Below are 18225 nucleotides of genomic sequence, written 5' to 3'. Positions count from 1 at the left end.
ATTATCGGACTATATGGAAACCGGCCCAGCCATGCCTCAAGAACCGCCCAAAGATAGCGAAATAGCCCTGCCCGACACCGTTGCCGGCTCCGGTACGCTTGATCGTCTGGTCGGTACCGCCCGTGACTACGCCCGCGCCGCCGCGGCCGACAATACACTCAAAGCCTATCACAAGGATTGGGCCCATTTCTCCGCCTGGTGTCGCCTCAAGGGCACCGATCCTCTGCCCCCCGCGCCCGAGATGATCGGCCTCTACCTCGCCGATCTCGCCGCCCCCACTGGCAAGAGCCCTGCCCTCTCGGTGTCGACGATCGAGCGGCGCCTCTCCGGCCTGTCCTGGAACTATACCCAGCGCGGCTTCACCCTCGATCGCAAGAACCGTCACATCGCCACCGTGCTGGCCGGGATCAGACGTCGACACGCCCGCCCCCCGGTGCAGAAAGAGGCAATCCTTGCGGAGGACATCCGTGCGATGGTGGCCACCCTGCCCTTCGACCTGCGCGGGCTCCGCGACCGCGCGATTCTGCTCATCGGATATGCCGGCGGTCTGCGCCGTTCTGAAATCATCAGCCTTGATGTTCACAAGGACGATACGCCCGACTCTGACGGCTGGATCGACGTGATGGACGATGGTGCCCTCCTCACTCTCAACGCCAAGACCGGCTGGCGCGAGGTCGAAATCGGGCGCGGATCCTCCGACCAGACCTGCCCGGTTCATGCGCTGGAACAATGGTTGCACTTTTCCCGGATCGACTTTGGCCCGGTCTTCGTGCGGACGTCGCGCGACGGTAGCAGGGCCCTTCCCGACCGTCTCAGCGACAAACACGTCGCCCGTCTCATCAAGCAGACGGTACAGGATGCCAACCTGCGGCCCGACCTCCCCCTGTCCGACCGACTCGCACTCTATTCCGGGCATTCCCTGCGTGCCGGTCTTGCCAGCTCGGCCGAAGTCGATGAGCGCTATGTGCAAAAGCATCTCGGACATGCGTCGGCCGAGATGACACGCCGCTATCAACGACGCCGCGACCGGTTCCGTGTGAACCTGACCAAAGCCGCAGGGCTCTGAAGCGCCCTCACCCGATCAGCCGCGCTACATGGCCCGCTAGGTCATTGCGCCCGTGGAGAATATCGACGATGATGACCTCTTCCGCGCCGTCGAGAAACACCAGAAAGTGCTCCCCTGCCCTAACGAACCGCAGATCTTCCGCCCCATCGACTAGAACCGCACAACTGCGACTGTGAACGGTTCCCGCCAAGATGGCCTCGCACCGTTCCAGAAGCTCTGATTCATAGCGCTCGGCCTGCGCCGGGCCGAATTGATCGATGGTCCAGCGGGCAATGTCAGTCAGGCTCGCCTCGGCACGGCGCGTCAGACGGAAGCTGCGCCTCACGACCCCCCACGGGCCTTTGCAAAGGCCCGGCGAATGGCGTCTTTACCGCTGCCGTCGGCCAACTCGCGGTCCCGCGCCTGCGAAAGTCCGTGCAAAAGTCCCTGCCGCAAACCGGCAAGCTGCGCCTCTTCCCGTTCCAGCAAACGCAGCCCGGCACGCATCGCCTCGCTGACATTCTGATACCGGCCCGAGGCGACCAGCGCCTGCACCAGTTCATCCTGAGTGTCGGTCAGGACGACATTGCGTGTTACCATGATCGCGGCCTCCTTTTGGCAATATATGCCAATGACCTTTATCGGGCAATGGGTGCGCAGCCTTAGGCCGCCCGGCCACTCAGCCGGCCATAGAAACTGCGTTCCAGATGCAGGGCTCCTGCCCCGGCCTTCTCGACCATGCCGCGCAGATAGCCACCTGGCGACGCCACTTCACCTGCACAATGTTTCTCGAAGACCAGCACAAGCGCTGTTGTGGCCACCTGTTTTCCCAATCGTTCCTGCGCCACAGCCCAGGCATGTTCCGAAACGCCGATCATCGGCCGCAGTTGTCCGGCGATCCGGTTCAGATCGCTCCAATCGCGCACGAAGTCACCGATGTTTCTGGCCCACCCGGTGAATTCCGGACAGGCTTGCAGGATTGTGGGCAAATCCAACGCTGTTCGTTTCCGCCGCGTTGCCGCAACCCATTCTTCCAGCCCGCCATCCGTGCCAGTGCCTGATCCGCAAGTTGAAGCGCGGCGGCCGGTTTCCTCATGTTCTGAGGAATTACAGGGTACAGGATCAAGTTGATTTGTAGTTGGTATATGCGGTTCGGAACTGGCCTCCCTGGGGTTCATTTTCTGAATCAGTTCAGCATCTTGTTCGCTCAGTACCTGGGACGTGCCCACAGGCTGAACCACAGCCAGAAAAGCTGCCTCGACACGTTTCTGCAACGCTTTGAAGCCGGCCAAGGCAGCCTCCAGCGTCTCAGCAGTTTCGTGGCGCGAAGGCAGCCGCGCCAGCTGTTCCTCGAAGACCTGCCACAGCTGGGCCCATGGCCCCGCCTGGACCGCACTCTGTGCGGCCTCCAACCGGGCTCGGATCATGCGCCGCGCGACGGTAATCTGACGTCTCAGCCGCTGACAGATCGCGCGCTCCGCCTGAAGCCTCTCATAAAGCCGCTCAAATTCCTCGGCACGCGCCGACAAGGGCGACAGATCAAAGCCATAGGCTTCCACGATGACACCCTCGGCATCCCTGCGGCCCCAGCGCTTGCCGTTGGGGCTGTCCTGGAAGGCAATCATCCCCAATTCCGCCAGCCGTCTCGCGTGCCGCTTCAGCGCCGAAAGCGAAAAACCGGTCTGTTCCATCAGATAGGCATTCGAGGCCCAGACGATCGGGCGTTGTCCCGCGGCCCAGTCCTGGGTCTGAGTGAACGCACCCAGCGTATCCAGCAACATCATGTCCCCGGCCTTCAGCCCCACGTGTGCTCCGACCCGCTTGACCGCGAGAAACGCCCGCGACTTCGGGACATCCCCGAGCTCCCCCGCTTCAGCCAGACGTTCTGCGATCACCAGCCCAGCCGTTGCCTTCCGCCACCCGGTAGATTGGCCCACATTAGGCAAAACTCTATCGATCCGGGGCTCTACAGGCCCGGTCGCTCTCTCCAGAGCATTGTTGAAATGTCTCATCTTTAGTCGGCAAACAAAAATTACCCGTTCGCCCCAGAGCGTTTTCTCTTGTTTGGCGATTCGGTGGCTGCTAGAATCCAGGTGTCTAAGCTAGAAAATGCGCTCTGCGCAGCAGCCCTCGAAGCTCCGGTTTCGGGGGTTTTTCTTTGGTCGCCTTCCTCCTTTCTGCTCTACCTCAGGTTTCATCCTTCGCATTTACAGCTGTAAATGCGGCGTAGGATTGCTTGATGATTTCAGCCAGATGGTCATCCAACCACGCGGCGAACGCCGCGCTCTCGCCGGATCGGCGCACTGTCAGCGACACGCCGCCGCGCCCCGACCGCACCGTGACGCCCTCCAGCACCTCGGTCTCCGTCGTGCTCCCCGCCGGCCGTGCGCCGCGTTTCACCGCCTCGCGCAACAGGAACTCCAGCCGATCATCCGACCCCATGGCGCCAGCCCGCCGCAACAGATCCAGCGCCACCTGCTCGGTGACCTTTCCCGACGCGAACAGATCGGCCAGCGCCGTCCATTTCGGCCGCCCCGACCGCGGCGCGGACCCGATGCCATCGCCGACAGCACGCGGAATGTTCTGCGTCACCCGCCCCAGATGCGACAGACCCGAGGCGGAAAGGTTGAGCACCTGGCGCACCGTCGCACTATCATGACCTGCCGCCTGGATCGCCTCAGCAAACCGCGCCTTCTCGTAGAACGACAGATTGCGCCGCGCTGCGTTCTCCAGCCCCTTCGCAAGCAACGCCGTCGAATCGTCCAGATCCTGCACATTGGCCCGCACCTTGACGCCAAGCTCGCGGCAGGCCCTCAGGCGACGCCGCCCGTAGATCGCCTCGAATCGGCCGTCGCTCTTGGACCGCCGCACCAGGATCGGCACCTGCTGCCCGGTTTCCCGCAAACTCGCTTTGAGCGCCTCAAACCCGTCGTCGTCATCTTCGGCGTTTACAGCTGTAAACTCGTCCAGCCGGTCCACCGGTCCCCAGTCATCGATCAGCGCGGGATCGATTTCGCGGATCGCGGCCAGCGATCCCTGGAGCGCGCCCAAGGCCGGAGCACCGGTGCGCTGCCGCTTGTCGCCAGTACCTGCGCCAGACCGCGCGATCGTGCTGGCAATCCCCGACATGTCGCTCAAAGACTTTCGCGCCATCACACACGTCCCCATGCCTGAAGCATCATCTGCTCGACCTCATGGCCAACCGCATCCATCGAGCTTTTCGCCCGGTCGTATGTCGCGGGCGTCATTTCCGACCGCACCACCTCGTAAATCGATTGTTTAAGCATCGTTGCGTCACTGATCGCCGTGCTCTTCAGCGCTGTAGCCGACATGACCCGGTCCTGAAACAACGCCCGCATGAACGAAGTGAGCTGTTGCGAAGGGACATCCGTCGGCTCATCGCGCGTGATCAGAAACTTGAAATGATCATAGCGCAGCGCGGCTCCGGCTTCCTCGATCACGCCCATATAGGCGCCCGCCAGTTCCAGAAACTGCGCGGTCGAAGACACGTCCAGCATCGAGGGCGTGAGCGGCACGATCAGGGAACTGGCCGCCGCCATGCCGGATATTGTCAGAAACCCCAGTTGCGGGGGGCTATCCATGAGCACGAGGTCAAACTCGCCCTCCACCTGCGCCAGGGCGTTGCGAATTCGGGTAAAGAATGGCTGATCCGGGTTCGAATGCACCGCAGATTCCGTCTCGAATTCCGAGAGCAACAACCGCGACGGCGCCAGAGAAAGCCCCGGGAAATAGGTCTCAACGATCACATCCGCCATCGGAACAGGGTCGTCAAACCGGATAGCGTCATAAATCGTCAGCCCATCGAACTCGATTTCGGGACTGATGCCACACATCGACGTAAGCGACCCCTGCGGGTCAAGGTCAAGCGCAAGCACACGATAGCCGCGCAACGCGAAATAATGTGCCAGGTGAATCGTCATCGTGCTTTTGCTCGACCCACCCTTGAAGTTCATCAGCTGCCAGATCTGCAGCTTCTCGTCGCCACGTCTGCGGGGGACATATCGACCCTTCTTGCGCGACGATTGTTCGAGGATCTCACGTGCGGTCCATATCTCTTGGGCCGAGTAATACCGGCGCCCGCTACGGATCTCGCTTGGTTCGGGAATAGTGCCCTCGGAATGCACCTTCCGCATGAACTGTCCGGAAACGCCCAGCAAAGCGGCGGCCTCCGGCGCCGCAAAACTGCGCAGCGTCTTCTTGTTGTCGGGGGCAAAGGCAGCAAGCAGATGCTCGCGGATGGCCGCGTTCAACCGCTCGGAAATTTCGGTGGCTAAGGCAGAGGGTCGCTCTGTCGTCAGTGGTGTCACCGGAATCATGTGGTTGCCCCAAATTCTGAAATGTGGCCTTTTTCGCGCCACTTGAGGTCAAAAGCAGTGATTCACGAGACTAAGTCAAGGATTTTCGCTGATTTAGTGTCTGTACTACAGCAACCCGACTATATGCGGTCCATCAGAACAGACAGGTTTACAGTTGTAAACCAAACACGCGTTACATCCGAAAAAAGAAACGCTGCCAGAAGCACCCCCCGCAGCCGCGCAAAAGAATCGACGTAACGGAAATATTTTAACTGACTGCTGGGTGTGCATACTTCAAATCGCCTGAAGTGGGGGGGCGGAAATGTGTGCCGGACTCGAGACTGGCCACGACCAGACGACACACGCAGACAGGACGCGCAGCGGAACGGCGGCGCTTTTCAATGCACTCGTGCCGGGCAGGGGGCCTATGACCCGTGCTGAGTCGCTGGCACAGGCCCGCCGGGTGATCCACCGGATCGTCGCCGAACGCCACGACCGCCCATCGCTCGTGCCGCGGATCGCATCCGAAATCGGCGCCGAAATCGTCGAGGGTCACATCCCTCCCGGGCACGATCTCAACACAGTCGATCTCGCTCGACGCTATCAGACCAGTCGCACTCCCGTCCGCGAGGCACTCCTGCTGCTCGACCGCGAAGGGCTCGTCGATCTACCACCCAGACGCCGGCCAACAGCGCACGTTCACACCATTCAGGACGTGCGCGAGGCTTATACGACCCGCACGGTGATTTTCGAACTGATTGCAACGGAAGTCGCCGAAAGGGCAGGGGAGCGGGAAATCGCGATGCTGGAACAGGTGCTCACCTACATGAGACAAGCAGTCGAACGGGGGGACCCGACCGCCTTCACCTGGCTTTCGGTGCACTTCCACGAGATCGAGACCCGCATATCCGGCAATCGCACAGCCAAACGCATTCACGATTCCCTCCTTCTGCGGATGCTGGCAATCCGACGCCTGGCGATTGCACAACCGGGCCGGCTGGCGCAATCAATGGAAGATCACGTTCAACTGGTGAAAGCCTACTCCGGCGGTCAGGCGCATCTGGCCGGCGCTATCATGCGCGCCAGCCATATCGCCTCACGAGAGGCGATAGAACTCTATCACGAAAATGGCGGTGCTCTCGTCGCACCTTCCGCGCCCTGAACCGGCGGTTCGAAAAGAGGGGAGGGGAGGGGAGGGGGCAACTACAAAAGCTGACACTCCGCTCAAGGTGCACGGAATTCGCTTTGGCTATTCGTTACGACGTTAACCAAGAAGCAGGTACATTCGAAACATCTTTTATTTTCAAATACATGACCCCCCGTCCTAGCTGGGACATCCAAAAATTGCCCCGAAATAAGACCACGAACACCCCGTGGCGTCGGCCCTCGCGTCAGGCTAACCTCTCCTCCATGACCCCAACCGCCCCTCTCCCCAAGCTCCCCTCCTGGCTCGCTCCCCGCCGTGGCGGCGCCCCGGAAGACGCCCCCTTCCGCACCGGCGCCCTGCTGGCCATACTCGATATTCTTGTCCATCACCCCGACGTCCCGCAGGGCCTCCTCCGCGACCGCCTCGCCCTCCAGTCCGCCGAAACCGCCATGATCGCCCTCGGCCGGCCCGAGCGTGCAGCCCAGCTCCGTGACGAGGTCCACCTCGCCCGCCCCGGCGATACCCTCGGCCCCGGCGGGACCGTCTTCGCCAGCTTCCGCACCTGGGCCCGCACTCCGATCACAGCCGGCCCTTCAGGGATCTCTCCCCTCGGCGCAGCCATCACTGCGCTCGCCGGATCCGATCCTGCCGACCTCCCTGCCGCCACCATGGCCGCAGACTCGGCCCTCGCGGCCGCCCTCCGCTGGCCCCACCCGCTGCCACTACTTTCGACTTCTCTCAGGCGAGCTGACCCCGACGGCGCAGCCCTCCACCAGGCGTTGATGAATGCTGGCAGGCAGGCTCTGATCCTCGCCACCGACCTGACCCGCCGTGCCTCGCATCTGGCCTCCATCGCGCCCAAACTCCGCGCGAAACCCTCGGCTCAGGCGCTGTGGCTTTTCCTTACCGAAGACGCCCTTTCGCCAACAATCGCTCTCTCTCCCCAGATCCGCCACACCGCCACTCCGATGACCGACCGCGCCGCCCGCCGTCTCTGCGACCGCCTGTGCACCCTCGGCGCCATCCGAGAGCTGACCGGCCGAAGTGCCTTTCGCCTTTACGGTCTCTGATCTTGCCTCTTGGACCCGGAAACTCTATCCCGCTGGTCAGATGACAGAGGTTCCAAGTTGACCCTTCAGGTATCAGCGGACGCAACGCAGATCGACCTCAACCTTGCCCCGGCATGCCCTCGCGCCGGCGACGAAACTTGACCGGTATCGACCGTGAACTGAAGGACTTGCCCCAAGCGCTGCGCTGGCGCGAATGGATGCGCAGGATCGAAGCCGTCCTATTCGCCAGCGCGACGCCGGTGTCCAATGACGCTCTCAGGCGTGTGGTGGGGCAGGGGGCGTCGCTCGATCTTCTCATAGCAGACATCCAGGCAGACCTGCGCGACCGCCCATATGAGGTGGTCGAAGTTGCCGCCGGCTGGATGTTCCGCACCCGACCCGCCTTTGGAGCGGCCATTCGCGTGGCCGCCGATGTGAAAGCCCAGCATATCGATCTGTCTGACTTTGAAGTCGCTGTCCTGGCGGCCATCGCCCTGCATCAACCCATCACCCGCGACGGCTTGCGCGAGATCTTCGGTCGCGAGATCGGAAGGGACCTGATCGGCCGGTTGCATGGTCGCGATCTGATCGCCACCGGTCCGCGCAGTCCTCGCCGCGGAGCGCCTTACACCTTCGTCACGACAGAAGTTTTTCTGACAACCTTTGGGCTAACCTCGCTGCGCGATCTGCCGGACATCGAACAACTGGAAGACGCCGGCATCGCCCCGACGCCCCGATCTGTCTAGTTCGTCGGGGGAAGGTCCCTAGGCTTGCGCGGCGTGTTGTCTTGCGCCGGCACTGTCTGACGCTCAATCATCCGATGTACGCGCACAGGTTCGGGGCCCTCATGCAGCGCCAAGAGCGCGTCCGATACCTCTGCATCCGATTGCGTGCGGCGTTCATGATGACGGATGTATTCCACCCAGGTTGGCACATGATAGGTCTCGGTCCAATTGTCGGGATCCTCGAGATCGCGCAGCAGCGCCCATTGCTGCGCCCCATCGCGGATGCGCACCTTGCGCCGCTTGCTCATAAGGGCAAGAAAGCGCGCTACGTTCTCTTGTGCGATCCGGTAGTCGACCAGAACCATGATTGGTCCGCTGCGATGCGTGATATCCAGCTGCAGCGGCGGTTCGCGAAAGCGGTTCAGGGGATCGAGGTTCAAGTCGCCAGAGTCCGGCAAGGGCGCAACGAGCCCGATGGCCGAGCCGAAGACCAGGACGCCCGTTGCTCCGATCAGCGCGATTGACAAACCCAGGTTGTCCGAAATCGCGCCCCACATCCAGCTACCCGCGGCCATCCCTGCAAAGACCGAGGTCTGATAGAGAGCGATGACCCTGCCTACGACCCAGCGTGGCGTTGACAGCTGTACAGTCACGTTGAACAGCGACAGACAGATCACCCAGCAAAACCCCGAAAGCAGCAAAGCGAGCGCGCTTGGAATATAATGGGAGCTGAACGCAAGCGTCACCATGCTGATGGCAAAGCCCAGAAATCCCATCCGGGTGATGCGTTCGTTGTGGAATCGCGCTCTCAACTGCGAATTCGCCAGCGCGGCGAGGACCGCACCAAAACCGAAGGCACCCAGCAGAACACCATATACAATGGCGTTGCCTTCGAGATGTTCACGCACGACAAGGGGCAGCAAAGCCTGACAAGCGATGGCTGACAGGCCAAAGACGAAACTGCGCGCGATGACACGCAGCAGGTTCGGCGACATTGCGACATAGCGCAGCCCGGCCGCAAAGGCGCCAGCGAACATCTCGGGCGGCAGCCTGCGGGGCGCATGGTTCGGATGCCAGTGGAAGAGGGCCGCTATGATGGCGACATAACTCAACGCATTCACCGCGAACGCCGCTGCGGCGCCGGCAATCGCCACAATGGCGCCTCCCGCTGCCGGGCCAACGCTGCGCATGAGGTTGAATCCCATGCTGTTCACGGAAACGGCCGCCGGCAGTTCCTCCCGCGTGACGATATCACCGACCGAAGCCTGCCACGAGGGATTGTGCATTGCGGTGCCGCAACCGATCAGAAAGGTGAATGAGAGAAGCAGCCAGGGCGTCAGGAACCCATGATAGGCGAGCAGCGCCAGGATCACAGAGACGGCGCACATGAAGCACTGCGCCCACAGCATGATCTTGCGCCGGTCGAAATTGTCGGCGAACACCCCGGCAGTCAGGGAGAAGACCATGATCGGCAGCGTCACGGATGTCTGAACCAGCGCCACCATGCTTTGCGACGAGGTAAGGTTGGTCATGGTCCAGGCAGCGCCCACCGACTGCACGAGACCGCCGAAGTTCGAGGCGAGCGTCGCTATCCAGAGACTGCGAAAGGTCCGGTTTCGGAAGACGGCGAGGGTAGGGGCTGAATTCGGCATGGCGCGCTGGTCGCGTTTCTTCTGGCAAGCTCGTTGTGCCTCATTCCGACCAGAACCCGCCCTAAAGCGCAAGCACTTCGGTAACAAACCGGCAGTTGGACGCTATTCTGCGCTTGCATCCGAAGGGAGAGAAGGAACGGTCCCGTCAGCCGGTCGAGGGGCCCGGCTGACGGCCGGCGGCAGCGTTACCCCACCGCGCCAGCGCCGGGGCACTCCGGCGGTCACCGTCTCGCGGATTCCAGCGTTTCTTCCGCGAGTATGATGAAATCCGCCACGGATCGGTACACCTGCTCTTTCGGCGGGCCGCCCGATCCGAGGAAGGCAATGATGGTATTCTCCCCCGTCCGCGCCGTTTCGCCCAATGAGCCCATGCCCAGCGTACCGGCGGTTCCGGCGATCTTGTGCAGGATCGTCTGAACCTGCTCCAGGGCCTCGCGCGGCGAGAGTCCACTGACGGTCGAGTCGCACAACCGGTCGATCTCTCCCAGCCGTTCGACAAGCATTTCCAGAAACCGGGCTCTTATCCGTTCGAGGCCCGGCAGTTTTTCCTGCACTTCGATCATCCTGCCTGCTCCGTGATCCAGAAATCGTTAAGAGTTTTTTCTCTTTTTATTGCCTCAGCCTCGGCGCTTTCGTGAGCCTGAATCACAGCATCGATGGCGTTACGCCCTCCGCGCCAGATCAGCCGCTGCGGCTGGCCTGCACAGACGCGGAAGTCCAGTTTGCGGCCGTCACAGAAATACAGATCCATCTGGTGAAGCCGCAGGTTGATCGAATCCGTCAGTCGCTCCAGGTCCGGGCGCGCGCCGCCCTCGATGACGCAGATGAATGTGCCGTTGCCGGCATAGGCGATGAGGAAATTGTTGGGTTTGAGACAATCGGAAATCGCCTCGGATGTATCCGTGATCAGACATTCGAACCCGAAAGCCGTCGATTCTCTGTAGAGCCTGTCGATCTGCCGGATTGCGATACCGAAGACAGTCGAGCCGAACAGCGAACTCCGCGACAGCTGGGTGACATAGTTCTCAAAGGCGAAATAGTCGATCACGCCGTCCACGTCGAAGATAGGGACGGGCTCGTTCAGGGCAACCTTCTCGTTGGTCGGCTGCTGCTCGCGCAGCTTGTTGACCGAGAAGATCTTGCGCGTCAGGCCGCCCGCGTCTTTCAGCCGGGCTTCTGCCGATTTTATGCGGAAACGCACCTCGTCGATATCGAAGGGCTTGGTGATGTAATCGGTCGCGCCCGCACTGAAGGCCCGATCGATATAGGTCTTGTCCGACATGGCCGTGATCATCAGGATTGGCGAACGGGCATAATCGGCATTGGTCCGAAGTCTGGACACCAGTTCAATCCCGGTCATGCCCGGCATCTGGATATCCAGAAGGAAACAATCATAGCGCGTGTGCGTAGGATCCTTGATCTTTTCAAGCGCTTCTATTGCAGACCCGGCGGTATCCACATCGTAATTGCCGATCGTCGTCAGCAATTCCGACAGGAGCTCGACAATGATTGGATCGTCATCGACTGCAAGGATGCGCATGTTCTGCCTCTTTCATGTCCCGGCGCGACGGCATCTTCAGGATATCGACACCAGCCATGCCTTCGACGGGCCAAGCCCTTTTGTTTTTATTGTTGTGGTTGAATACGGCGGAATTGTGACGCACCTCCGATGGCGCGGCCTGCACCCAAGGGGACGGCTTTTCCTTCCTTGTCGAACCTGCCCGTTCCACCTTTGATTTCCTTCCATCCGGCGAAGAGACCGAAAGAGTCAGCTTCCGGCCCGGACCAACGTGATTTCGTCCGACTTCTGCTCGGCCAGGGCCGCCGCATTCTGCGCATCCTTGCTGGCCTTGGCAGCGGCCTGCGCGGAAAACTGGGCGGTCGCCGCGCTGGCCTTCGGCAGATCGAACTCGAACCTGGAGCCCTCGCCGGGTTTGCTGGTCACGGTCAGCCGGCCTCCATGCAGCTCGACAATGCGGCGCGCGATAGTCAGGCCCAGACCAAAACCGCCGAACGAACGCGTGTCTGACCCATCGACCTGTTTGAACCGCTCGAAGATCATCTCGATATTTTCGGGCGCGATACCGACGCCGGTGTCCTCGACCCCGATGATCACGCGGGTACCCTTGTTGCGCACGGTGACAGTGATCGTGCCCTTCGGAGTGAACTTGATCGCATTCCCTACCAGATTGTAGATGACCTGACGCAACCGCGACGGATCCGCCATTACCCGGGCCGGAGCGCACATGCAGATCAGCGAAAGCCCCTTGGCTTGGGCCTGGATCTTCATCTCGTCGACGATATTGGTGGCAATATCCGTGGCGGAAACGATCTCCGGCGTCATTTTCAGTTCGCTGCCTTCGGCCTTGGCCCAGTCGAGCAAATCATTGACAAGACTCAACAAAAGCTCCGAGGCATTGATGATCTTCTGTCCCTGACCCGAAATACCGTCAATATGCGCCTGGGCCAGCCTCTGCAGCTCGGCCATATCAGGTTCATCCTGGCCGATCGCCGCTATCAGCTGTTTTGAGGCGGGCAGAAGATGCGCCTTGGCAAGAAAGGCAGCACGGCCGGCGATGGCCGTCAGGGGAGTCCGCAGCTCATGCGACACCGTGCTCAGAAACTCGGACTGCTGCCGGGTCGCGGCTTCGGCGGCCAGCTGCGCCGATTTCTGCGCCGAAATGTCAAAACGAATTCCGACTGTATATCCCTCGGGCGTCTTCGCGTTGGAGGTTTTGAGCCAGCGTCCGTCCACCAACTGCTGCACGCCATCCGCCGCTTCAGCCTCTTCCACCTGGATGGCCTGATCGCGCTCGGTCGCCACTGTTGCCGTGCCCTCGATCACCTCGTCAGGCTGACGACGGATCGCATGGCGCACGATTTCATCATAGGGCAACCCGGGTTTCAGCTTGTCAGGGGCGATGCGGTAATATTCCGCGACGCGCTTATTGGCCATAAGCAGACGGTTCTCGCGATCGAACAGAAGGAAACCTTCCTCCAGAGACTCGATGGCATGGGACAACACGTTGAAGGTCTCGTGGCTTCGCACAGCGTAATGGCGGATGATCAGGATCGCAGAGACCAGCAGAATCGTCACAAGCACAACCGTCCCAGCGATCAACGGACTCTTGGGCGAATACGTGGCCCAGCCACCAGCCGGGATTGCCGCAATTTGCCATTTCCCGCCGACGACAGACAGTGTCTCGGTTACCGGGTCAGAGTCGAAGATCGCCGGATCGCCATAGAGGTTCTGGCGCGCGACTCCGTCGGGCCGAGTTTCGCGAAGCGCAATTCGGGGTGACTGGCCGTCGCTGGAATCCGCCGCGGATATCAGGCCGTTTTCCGACAGCACGATCGACACGACACCCCAGAACTTTCCCGCGTCACTGTATCTTCCCGGCAGAAAAACCGGATACCGCAGGATATAACCGCGTCCGCCCTGAACCAGATCGATTGGCCCGACAAAGACCGGTGCCTGCTCGCGATAAGCGCGGGCGATGCCAACGAACTGCCCGGGAATTTGCCAGTATTTTGTGCCGATTACCCTTTGGTTGCCCTTCTGCGGGGAAACCTGGGTGACGACCAGATCGGGCGCGATCGCAACCGATATGACATCCGAGTGGTGGCGCACCAACCGATTGGCGATCTTTTCAATATCGGCCTGCGACAGGCCTTTCGGGCTCGAAGCGAAGGTTGCCAAACGCTCGGCCACCAGTCCCATGCCGAATAGCTTTTCGCGCAACGCGTTGGCGGTGCGGCGGATTTCCGAGGATGCCGCCGCATGCTGGCCTCGGATGTAGGCGGCGTTTTCGCGTTGGACCAGAACCACGCCGAAACTCAGGCATATGACCGCGACAGCGGCCGCGAAGGCCACGTAGGAATGTGCAATCTTGCGAGAGAACTTCCCAATCATGTCTGCCTGTCGTCCCTGATTCGCGCGCATAGGTCCGACGCGCAGGCGCGGCGTTGGCGCAATGATTGGACGTCTCTTTGATCAACGGTCTTGGCAGAAATGTGGCGCGATCTGGAAACAGTCGTGCGGGTGTTGCAAATCGGCGCCTCTTGCCCGCTGGGGCATGCGCGGATGCCCAAGATTGTCACACAATCATATGCTGCGGCGTTTTCTATCGCTTCGCGTTCCAGCTGTCCCAGATCGAGACGATCTCGTTGGCCAGGGCTTCCGGCGCAAAGGGCTTTAGGATCACAGCCGCCGCGCCCTTTAGCATCAGCACCTCTGACACCGAAGCCTCGGCCTTGGCCGTCAGGAAGATGGCCGGGATGCGCTCGTACCCCTCGAACTTGGCGATATTCTGCCAAAGCTCCGGGCCGGTCATGCCGGGCATCATGTAGTCTAGCAGCAGAAGCTGCGGTTTGAAGCTTTGGAAAGCCTCGAAGGCGCTGCCGCCGTCCGGGAATTGTTTCAGCTCGAAGTCTCCAAAGAAGTCGAGCGACATCTGAACGATTTCCCGGATATCCGGATCGTCATCTGCGTGAAGGATACGCTTCAGTTCCATTCGTGTCCGTCCGATTCAAGTTAACAAGTCAAACCCGCCCGACTGCAGACGGTCAAGGAAAGTGGGCAGGCAAGTCATCATCATTGCGCTGGTCAACATCGCAAACAGCCCCGGTGTGGCGCCTCGCATCATCGGCGCGATGAATATGGGAAGATACGCGTCCGCGTGCATCCTGCATGCTGCATTGCCCTTTTTGCGGGAATCCAGCGCGTCTCGTCCAGTTGGCCTCGATGCTGGCGATCAACCCGCAATATTCCCGTTTTGTGTTGCCTAATATGTGCTGCGCATCAAACTGATGGATGCGATATCGATGGTGATGGGCGTAAAACTGCCACCGTAGCCGACGCTTACAGCGCTGCTCATCATCTGGACAACCACATTGTTCAACGATGCCGTCGAATTCAAGGCGTCAGAAACGATGGCATAACGCGCGACCAGGCGCTCTACCTCGGCCGGATCCTTGAGCTTGTCGAGATCAAACCGGCGTTCGATGAACGCTGCCTGCCGGTCGATATCGACCTGCGCCGATTCCGCCGGCAATCCCAGAACCGTGCGCATGAAGGAAGACAGCTCACTGTCCTTCAGAATGTCGAACGGTGTTTCGATGTCAGCAGCCTTGCGCCGGAATTCCAGGGCGGCGCCGACGGTTTCATTCTGCTCGGCCAGTCCGTTCACAAACTGCGTATCGACATAGCGCTCGACGATCTGGTCCTGCCAGTCCTTTACCGGAGTATTGGGGTTGCGCGTTCCATTCTCTTCGAACCCCAGGGCATCGTACATCACGCGAAAGCGCGGATCGGTCAGGCGGCGGATCAGCGACTCTCGGTCTTCCACATCGCTTTTGAGCATCTTCTTGATAAGAGCCTTGCCAAAGATCTGATCCTCCAGATCAAAGGCGCGCATGACAAACGCATAGACCTCGGGATCGTCGACCAGCTGATCGACTGTCTCGATATCGCCGATCCGCTCCTGGAACGTCTCGATAGCCCGGCTGTGCTGCAAGGCGCTGCGGATCTGGTCCTTTTGAACCTGTTCCGTGCGGTCAGCCAGCTTGAGCGCCAGAAAGCTCGACATACCGGAAATCGGAATCAACCGTGCACCTGTGAAGGCTGCGCCTCGTCGGGATCCGCATGGGTCGCGCTGATATGGTTCATCAGCTCGTTCTCATACTCCATCACCGGCTGCAATTGCTTGAGAGCCTTGTAGAAATCCGACTTGCTGACGTAATTTGCTGCTTCGAAGATATGGCCGACCGTCGGCGGTCCGAACACTGTGGCCAACTGAGCCAGGTTCTGCTGGATCGTCGGCACCAGTTTCTCGCGCAGATCCGCCCGGGTCAGCGCCGTCTGTATCAGGAAATAGACCTTGTTCACGACCGTGACGGCCTGCGATCCGTCCAGCAGATCCTTTCCGCGCACGACATCCGCCTGCGCCTCGATCACGAGGCTGTGGCGGCGTCCGGAATTGCGGATCGCACAGCCGTTGACGATGAAGCGTTCATAGGGCTTCAGGGTAAGTTTCAGAACCATGTCTCAAGCGCTCCTCCGCAGCGGAGTGTCGTTGAGCGCAGAGACGATATTGCTGTTGACCGTCACCAGTGCCCGCACACTGCCTCGGCCACCCAGCACGGCACGCGTCGATTTCTCGACCCAGATCGCCAGTGACAGCAGGCCTGCTCGCAAATCCGGCGGCAGGGCATTGCCCGGCAGCGAAAGGTCATGCTTCAGCGCATTCCATAGCGCTTGATTGTCCGCCAGCGCATCGCGAAGCCCCGAGGCAAGGATCGTCACCCGATCAAAGGATGTTTCAGCAAGGTCGAAGGCTTCGGCGCTCTCCGCCATCCTTCCGGTGATGTTCGCCATCACCCGCCGTTCGATTTGTCGCGGCGATTCCAGTTCGCGCAACGTGCGCTTGTAAGCACTGATGCTCATATTCTGCCGTTCCTCCGCGCCATTCTGGCGTCGTTAGATTGTTGGTCCGCTCTCCCGTTTGCGGGAGTTCTCGGCTTCTGCCTCGAGGGGGAGGGGGCCCGAATCCGGGCCCCCTCCGGTCTTTTCACCAAAACGTCCGGGGGCCAAAGACCCCGCGGATCATTCCTCAGCGTTCAGATCACCGAAAAAGGCTCAGAATGTTCTGCGGAGCCTGGTTGGCGATCGAAAGCGACTGCGTGGCCAGCTGCTGCTGCACCTGCAACGACTGCAAGCGTGCTGCCTCTTCTTCCATGTCCGCGTCGACCATCGAACCCACGCCCGAGTCGAGCTTGTCGGTCAGGGCGCCCAGAAACTCCTTCTGGGTCTCGATCGACTTCTCGGCGATGCCGAGGGCCGTTGCCGAAGCGATGGCAGCGTCCAGCGCGCCTTCCGCGGTCTGCAGATCGGCTTCCATCAGCGCGGTGGTCGAGCTGGTGGTCAGGTCGATGGCCGAAAGCGTCGACAGGATTGCGCCAAGGTCTTGCTCGTTGAAGGTGATGGTGGTCGTGGTCACCGAACCGGCCGAACCACGGCTGATACCGGTAACGACGGTGACGGTGGCCGAGCCGGACACCAGGTTGGCGCCGTTGAACGTCGATTGCGAGATCGTGGTCTGAATTCGGGCCACGAGTTCGTCGAGTTCTGCTTGAACGTCGGCGCGCACCTCAGCGGTGCCCCCCTGAGCAAAGGCCACGCGCTCGGCGAATTCCTGTGCCACGTCCTTGATGGTCTCCGAACCCAGACGGGCAGTGGAAACCGAGTTAACCATCAGCGTGAGGCTTTCGTCGATCGCTTTGTACATGCCGGAGTCGCCGGTCATGGTTTCGGAGATCGAGAAATAGGCCGCGTTGTCTTTACCAGACGTGATTTTCAGGCCGGAGCTGATCCGGTTCTGAGTCTGGTCGAGGCCCTTGTTGATGGATTGCAGTGTTTGCAACGCGGACATAGCCGAGTTGTTGGTGAGAATGGAGGACATTTTCTGCTCCTGTTAGTTCTCTCTCGTAATCGTCTTTCTGACGAAAACGGGACCTGCCCGTGAACGGTGAGATTGGAGCCAGATATTAACGCAGGGTTAAAGTTTCAGATCGACTCGTCGACCTGTTGCGGCAGCGCCACATCACGGGGACGCAGCGCACCACTCGATTCATAAATGCCTCCCAGCCCGTGCCGGTCGCGGATACGGGTCAACTCCCTGACCACGCGTTCGGTTGCAGCAGTCAGGTTTTGCAATAAGGAAAAATCCTTCCGGATCAGTCCATGCAGCGTTTCGAGGCTATCGCGCAGCGCCTGCGACTCGGGCGTTCCGGCCTGAATCTGTCGCTCCACGCTGCCCGATTGTGCCTGAAGTTCTTCGTACAGAGCCAGTTTCTGCGGATAAAGGTCCCGTACCGTTTCCAGCTTTCCAGCGCCGATTGCGGCGATCTCATCCCGCAGTAGTCGGGTCAGCCGTTCGATGATCTGTGTTGCTGCGGTCATGTTTCGGGCTCCTGCGCCTGCGTGCCTTTTTCATAGGCCGAGATCGTGCTCAGCACGCTGCGCGCGATGCCGGTCGAGTTCTGTCCAGCCAGTTCGTCGGCATAGGCGCGGGCCAAAAAACTGCGCCAGGTTTCTTCCGCACTGCCGCCGCCGAAATCCCCGACACCCACGCTTTTCAACATTTCCTCGATCGTCTGGGTCAGAAAGACCGCTTCGAATTCCTTTGCGGCCTTTTTCGCCGCGGGAGAGGCGGCGGCCTCGGCCTGGGCCTGAAGCCGGGCATTGGCGACCTGTAGCGAAGCGAGAGGATTGGCGGTGATCTTCATGGCGC

At 60.7% G+C, this 18225-nt stretch carries 20 protein-coding genes; 4 read left to right on the top strand and 16 right to left on the bottom strand.

Annotated features, from left to right (window positions below):
• Window positions 1–13 precede the first annotated feature (13 nt).
• Window positions 14–1066 carry a tyrosine-type recombinase/integrase gene (locus tag ACFO5X_RS13275; protein WP_380717990.1) on the top strand — a complete coding sequence of 351 codons (1053 nt, stop codon included), beginning with the start codon at window positions 14–16 and terminating at the stop codon, window positions 1064–1066.
• A gap of 7 nt (window positions 1067–1073) precedes the next feature.
• Here ACFO5X_RS13275 and ACFO5X_RS13270 read toward each other — a convergent pair whose 3' ends face one another.
• The 5 genes from ACFO5X_RS13270 to repA form a co-directional block, all read right to left on the bottom strand.
• Window positions 1074–1391 (bottom strand): type II toxin-antitoxin system RelE/ParE family toxin, encoded by a 318-nt coding sequence (locus ACFO5X_RS13270; protein ID WP_380717954.1) that lies wholly within the window; start codon window positions 1389–1391, stop codon window positions 1074–1076.
• On the bottom strand, window positions 1388–1645 hold the full coding sequence (locus ACFO5X_RS13265) for a type II toxin-antitoxin system ParD family antitoxin (protein WP_380717953.1): 258 nt from the start codon (window positions 1643–1645) through the stop codon (window positions 1388–1390). Before ACFO5X_RS13265 ends, ACFO5X_RS13270 begins: the two co-directional genes overlap by 4 nt.
• Window positions 1646–1707: 62 nt before the next feature.
• On the bottom strand, window positions 1708–3057 hold the full coding sequence (repC, locus tag ACFO5X_RS13260; RefSeq protein WP_380717952.1) for a plasmid replication protein RepC: 1350 nt from the start codon (window positions 3055–3057) through the stop codon (window positions 1708–1710).
• A 175-nt stretch (window positions 3058–3232) separates the two neighbouring features.
• Complete coding sequence (gene repB, locus ACFO5X_RS13255; protein ID WP_380717951.1) at window positions 3233–4198, bottom strand: plasmid partitioning protein RepB; 966 nt, start codon at window positions 4196–4198, stop codon at window positions 3233–3235.
• Window positions 4198–5382 (bottom strand): plasmid partitioning protein RepA, encoded by a 1185-nt coding sequence (gene repA / locus ACFO5X_RS13250; protein WP_380717949.1) that lies wholly within the window; start codon window positions 5380–5382, stop codon window positions 4198–4200. The genes repB and repA overlap by 1 nt, the downstream gene beginning before the upstream one ends.
• Before the next feature lie 406 nt (window positions 5383–5788).
• Between repA and ACFO5X_RS13245 the strand changes: the two genes are divergently transcribed.
• The 3 genes from ACFO5X_RS13245 (at window position 5789) to scpB (ending at window position 8303) form a co-directional block, all read left to right on the top strand.
• Window positions 5789–6523 (top strand): GntR family transcriptional regulator, encoded by a 735-nt coding sequence (locus tag ACFO5X_RS13245; protein WP_380717948.1) that lies wholly within the window; start codon window positions 5789–5791, stop codon window positions 6521–6523.
• A gap of 248 nt (window positions 6524–6771) precedes the next feature.
• Entirely contained in the window at window positions 6772–7578 is an 807-nt protein-coding gene (locus tag ACFO5X_RS13240; RefSeq protein ID WP_380717947.1) for a DUF1403 family protein, read from the top strand.
• A gap of 113 nt (window positions 7579–7691) precedes the next feature.
• Window positions 7692–8303: an SMC-Scp complex subunit ScpB gene (gene scpB / locus ACFO5X_RS13235; RefSeq protein WP_380717946.1), complete on the top strand. Its 612-nt coding sequence runs from the start codon at window positions 7692–7694 to the stop codon at window positions 8301–8303.
• Here the strand turns inward: scpB and ACFO5X_RS13230 are convergent.
• The 11 genes from ACFO5X_RS13230 to ACFO5X_RS13180 all read right to left on the bottom strand — a co-directional run bounded on the left by ACFO5X_RS13230 (window position 8300) and on the right by ACFO5X_RS13180 (window position 18220).
• Entirely contained in the window at window positions 8300–10006 is a 1707-nt protein-coding gene (locus ACFO5X_RS13230) for an MFS transporter (RefSeq protein WP_380717989.1), read from the bottom strand. The two genes, scpB and ACFO5X_RS13230, sit on opposite strands and share 4 nt — an antisense overlap.
• A gap of 149 nt (window positions 10007–10155) precedes the next feature.
• Window positions 10156–10497: an Hpt domain-containing protein gene (locus ACFO5X_RS13225; RefSeq protein WP_380717945.1), complete on the bottom strand. Its 342-nt coding sequence runs from the start codon at window positions 10495–10497 to the stop codon at window positions 10156–10158.
• Window positions 10494–11474, bottom strand: coding sequence for a response regulator (locus tag ACFO5X_RS13220; RefSeq protein WP_380717944.1), 981 nt, complete (start codon window positions 11472–11474; stop codon window positions 10494–10496). Before ACFO5X_RS13220 ends, ACFO5X_RS13225 begins: the two co-directional genes overlap by 4 nt.
• Before the next feature lie 228 nt (window positions 11475–11702).
• Complete coding sequence (locus ACFO5X_RS13215) at window positions 11703–13847, bottom strand: ATP-binding protein (RefSeq protein WP_380717943.1); 2145 nt, start codon at window positions 13845–13847, stop codon at window positions 11703–11705.
• A gap of 211 nt (window positions 13848–14058) precedes the next feature.
• On the bottom strand, window positions 14059–14448 hold the full coding sequence (locus ACFO5X_RS13210; RefSeq protein ID WP_380717942.1) for a response regulator: 390 nt from the start codon (window positions 14446–14448) through the stop codon (window positions 14059–14061).
• A 270-nt stretch (window positions 14449–14718) separates the two neighbouring features.
• Window positions 14719–15522, bottom strand: coding sequence for a DUF1217 domain-containing protein (locus tag ACFO5X_RS13205; protein WP_380717941.1), 804 nt, complete (start codon window positions 15520–15522; stop codon window positions 14719–14721).
• 14 nt (window positions 15523–15536) lie between these two features.
• Window positions 15537–15977 carry a flagellar biosynthesis repressor FlbT gene (locus tag ACFO5X_RS13200; RefSeq protein ID WP_380717940.1) on the bottom strand — a complete coding sequence of 147 codons (441 nt, stop codon included), beginning with the start codon at window positions 15975–15977 and terminating at the stop codon, window positions 15537–15539.
• 3 nt (window positions 15978–15980) lie between these two features.
• The gene (locus ACFO5X_RS13195) at window positions 15981–16379 is read right to left on the bottom strand and encodes a flagellar biosynthesis regulator FlaF (protein ID WP_380717939.1); all 399 of its coding nucleotides are present in this window, start codon (window positions 16377–16379) and stop codon (window positions 15981–15983) included.
• A 178-nt stretch (window positions 16380–16557) separates the two neighbouring features.
• Window positions 16558–17394 (bottom strand): flagellin N-terminal helical domain-containing protein, encoded by an 837-nt coding sequence (locus tag ACFO5X_RS13190; protein WP_380717938.1) that lies wholly within the window; start codon window positions 17392–17394, stop codon window positions 16558–16560.
• 104 nt (window positions 17395–17498) lie between these two features.
• Window positions 17499–17894 carry a hypothetical protein gene (locus ACFO5X_RS13185; RefSeq protein ID WP_380717937.1) on the bottom strand — a complete coding sequence of 132 codons (396 nt, stop codon included), beginning with the start codon at window positions 17892–17894 and terminating at the stop codon, window positions 17499–17501.
• Window positions 17891–18220 carry a rod-binding protein gene (locus ACFO5X_RS13180; protein ID WP_380717936.1) on the bottom strand — a complete coding sequence of 110 codons (330 nt, stop codon included), beginning with the start codon at window positions 18218–18220 and terminating at the stop codon, window positions 17891–17893. The genes ACFO5X_RS13185 and ACFO5X_RS13180 overlap by 4 nt, the downstream gene beginning before the upstream one ends.
• Between the last annotated feature and the right edge of the window lie 5 nt (window positions 18221–18225).

Origin of the sequence: Seohaeicola nanhaiensis, from assembly GCF_042654245.1 — a bacterium.
Lineage (GTDB): Bacteria > Pseudomonadota > Alphaproteobacteria > Rhodobacterales > Rhodobacteraceae > Seohaeicola_A > Seohaeicola_A nanhaiensis.
Note: the sequence above shows the minus strand (reverse complement) of the source record. Positions and strands in the feature narration are given on the sequence as shown.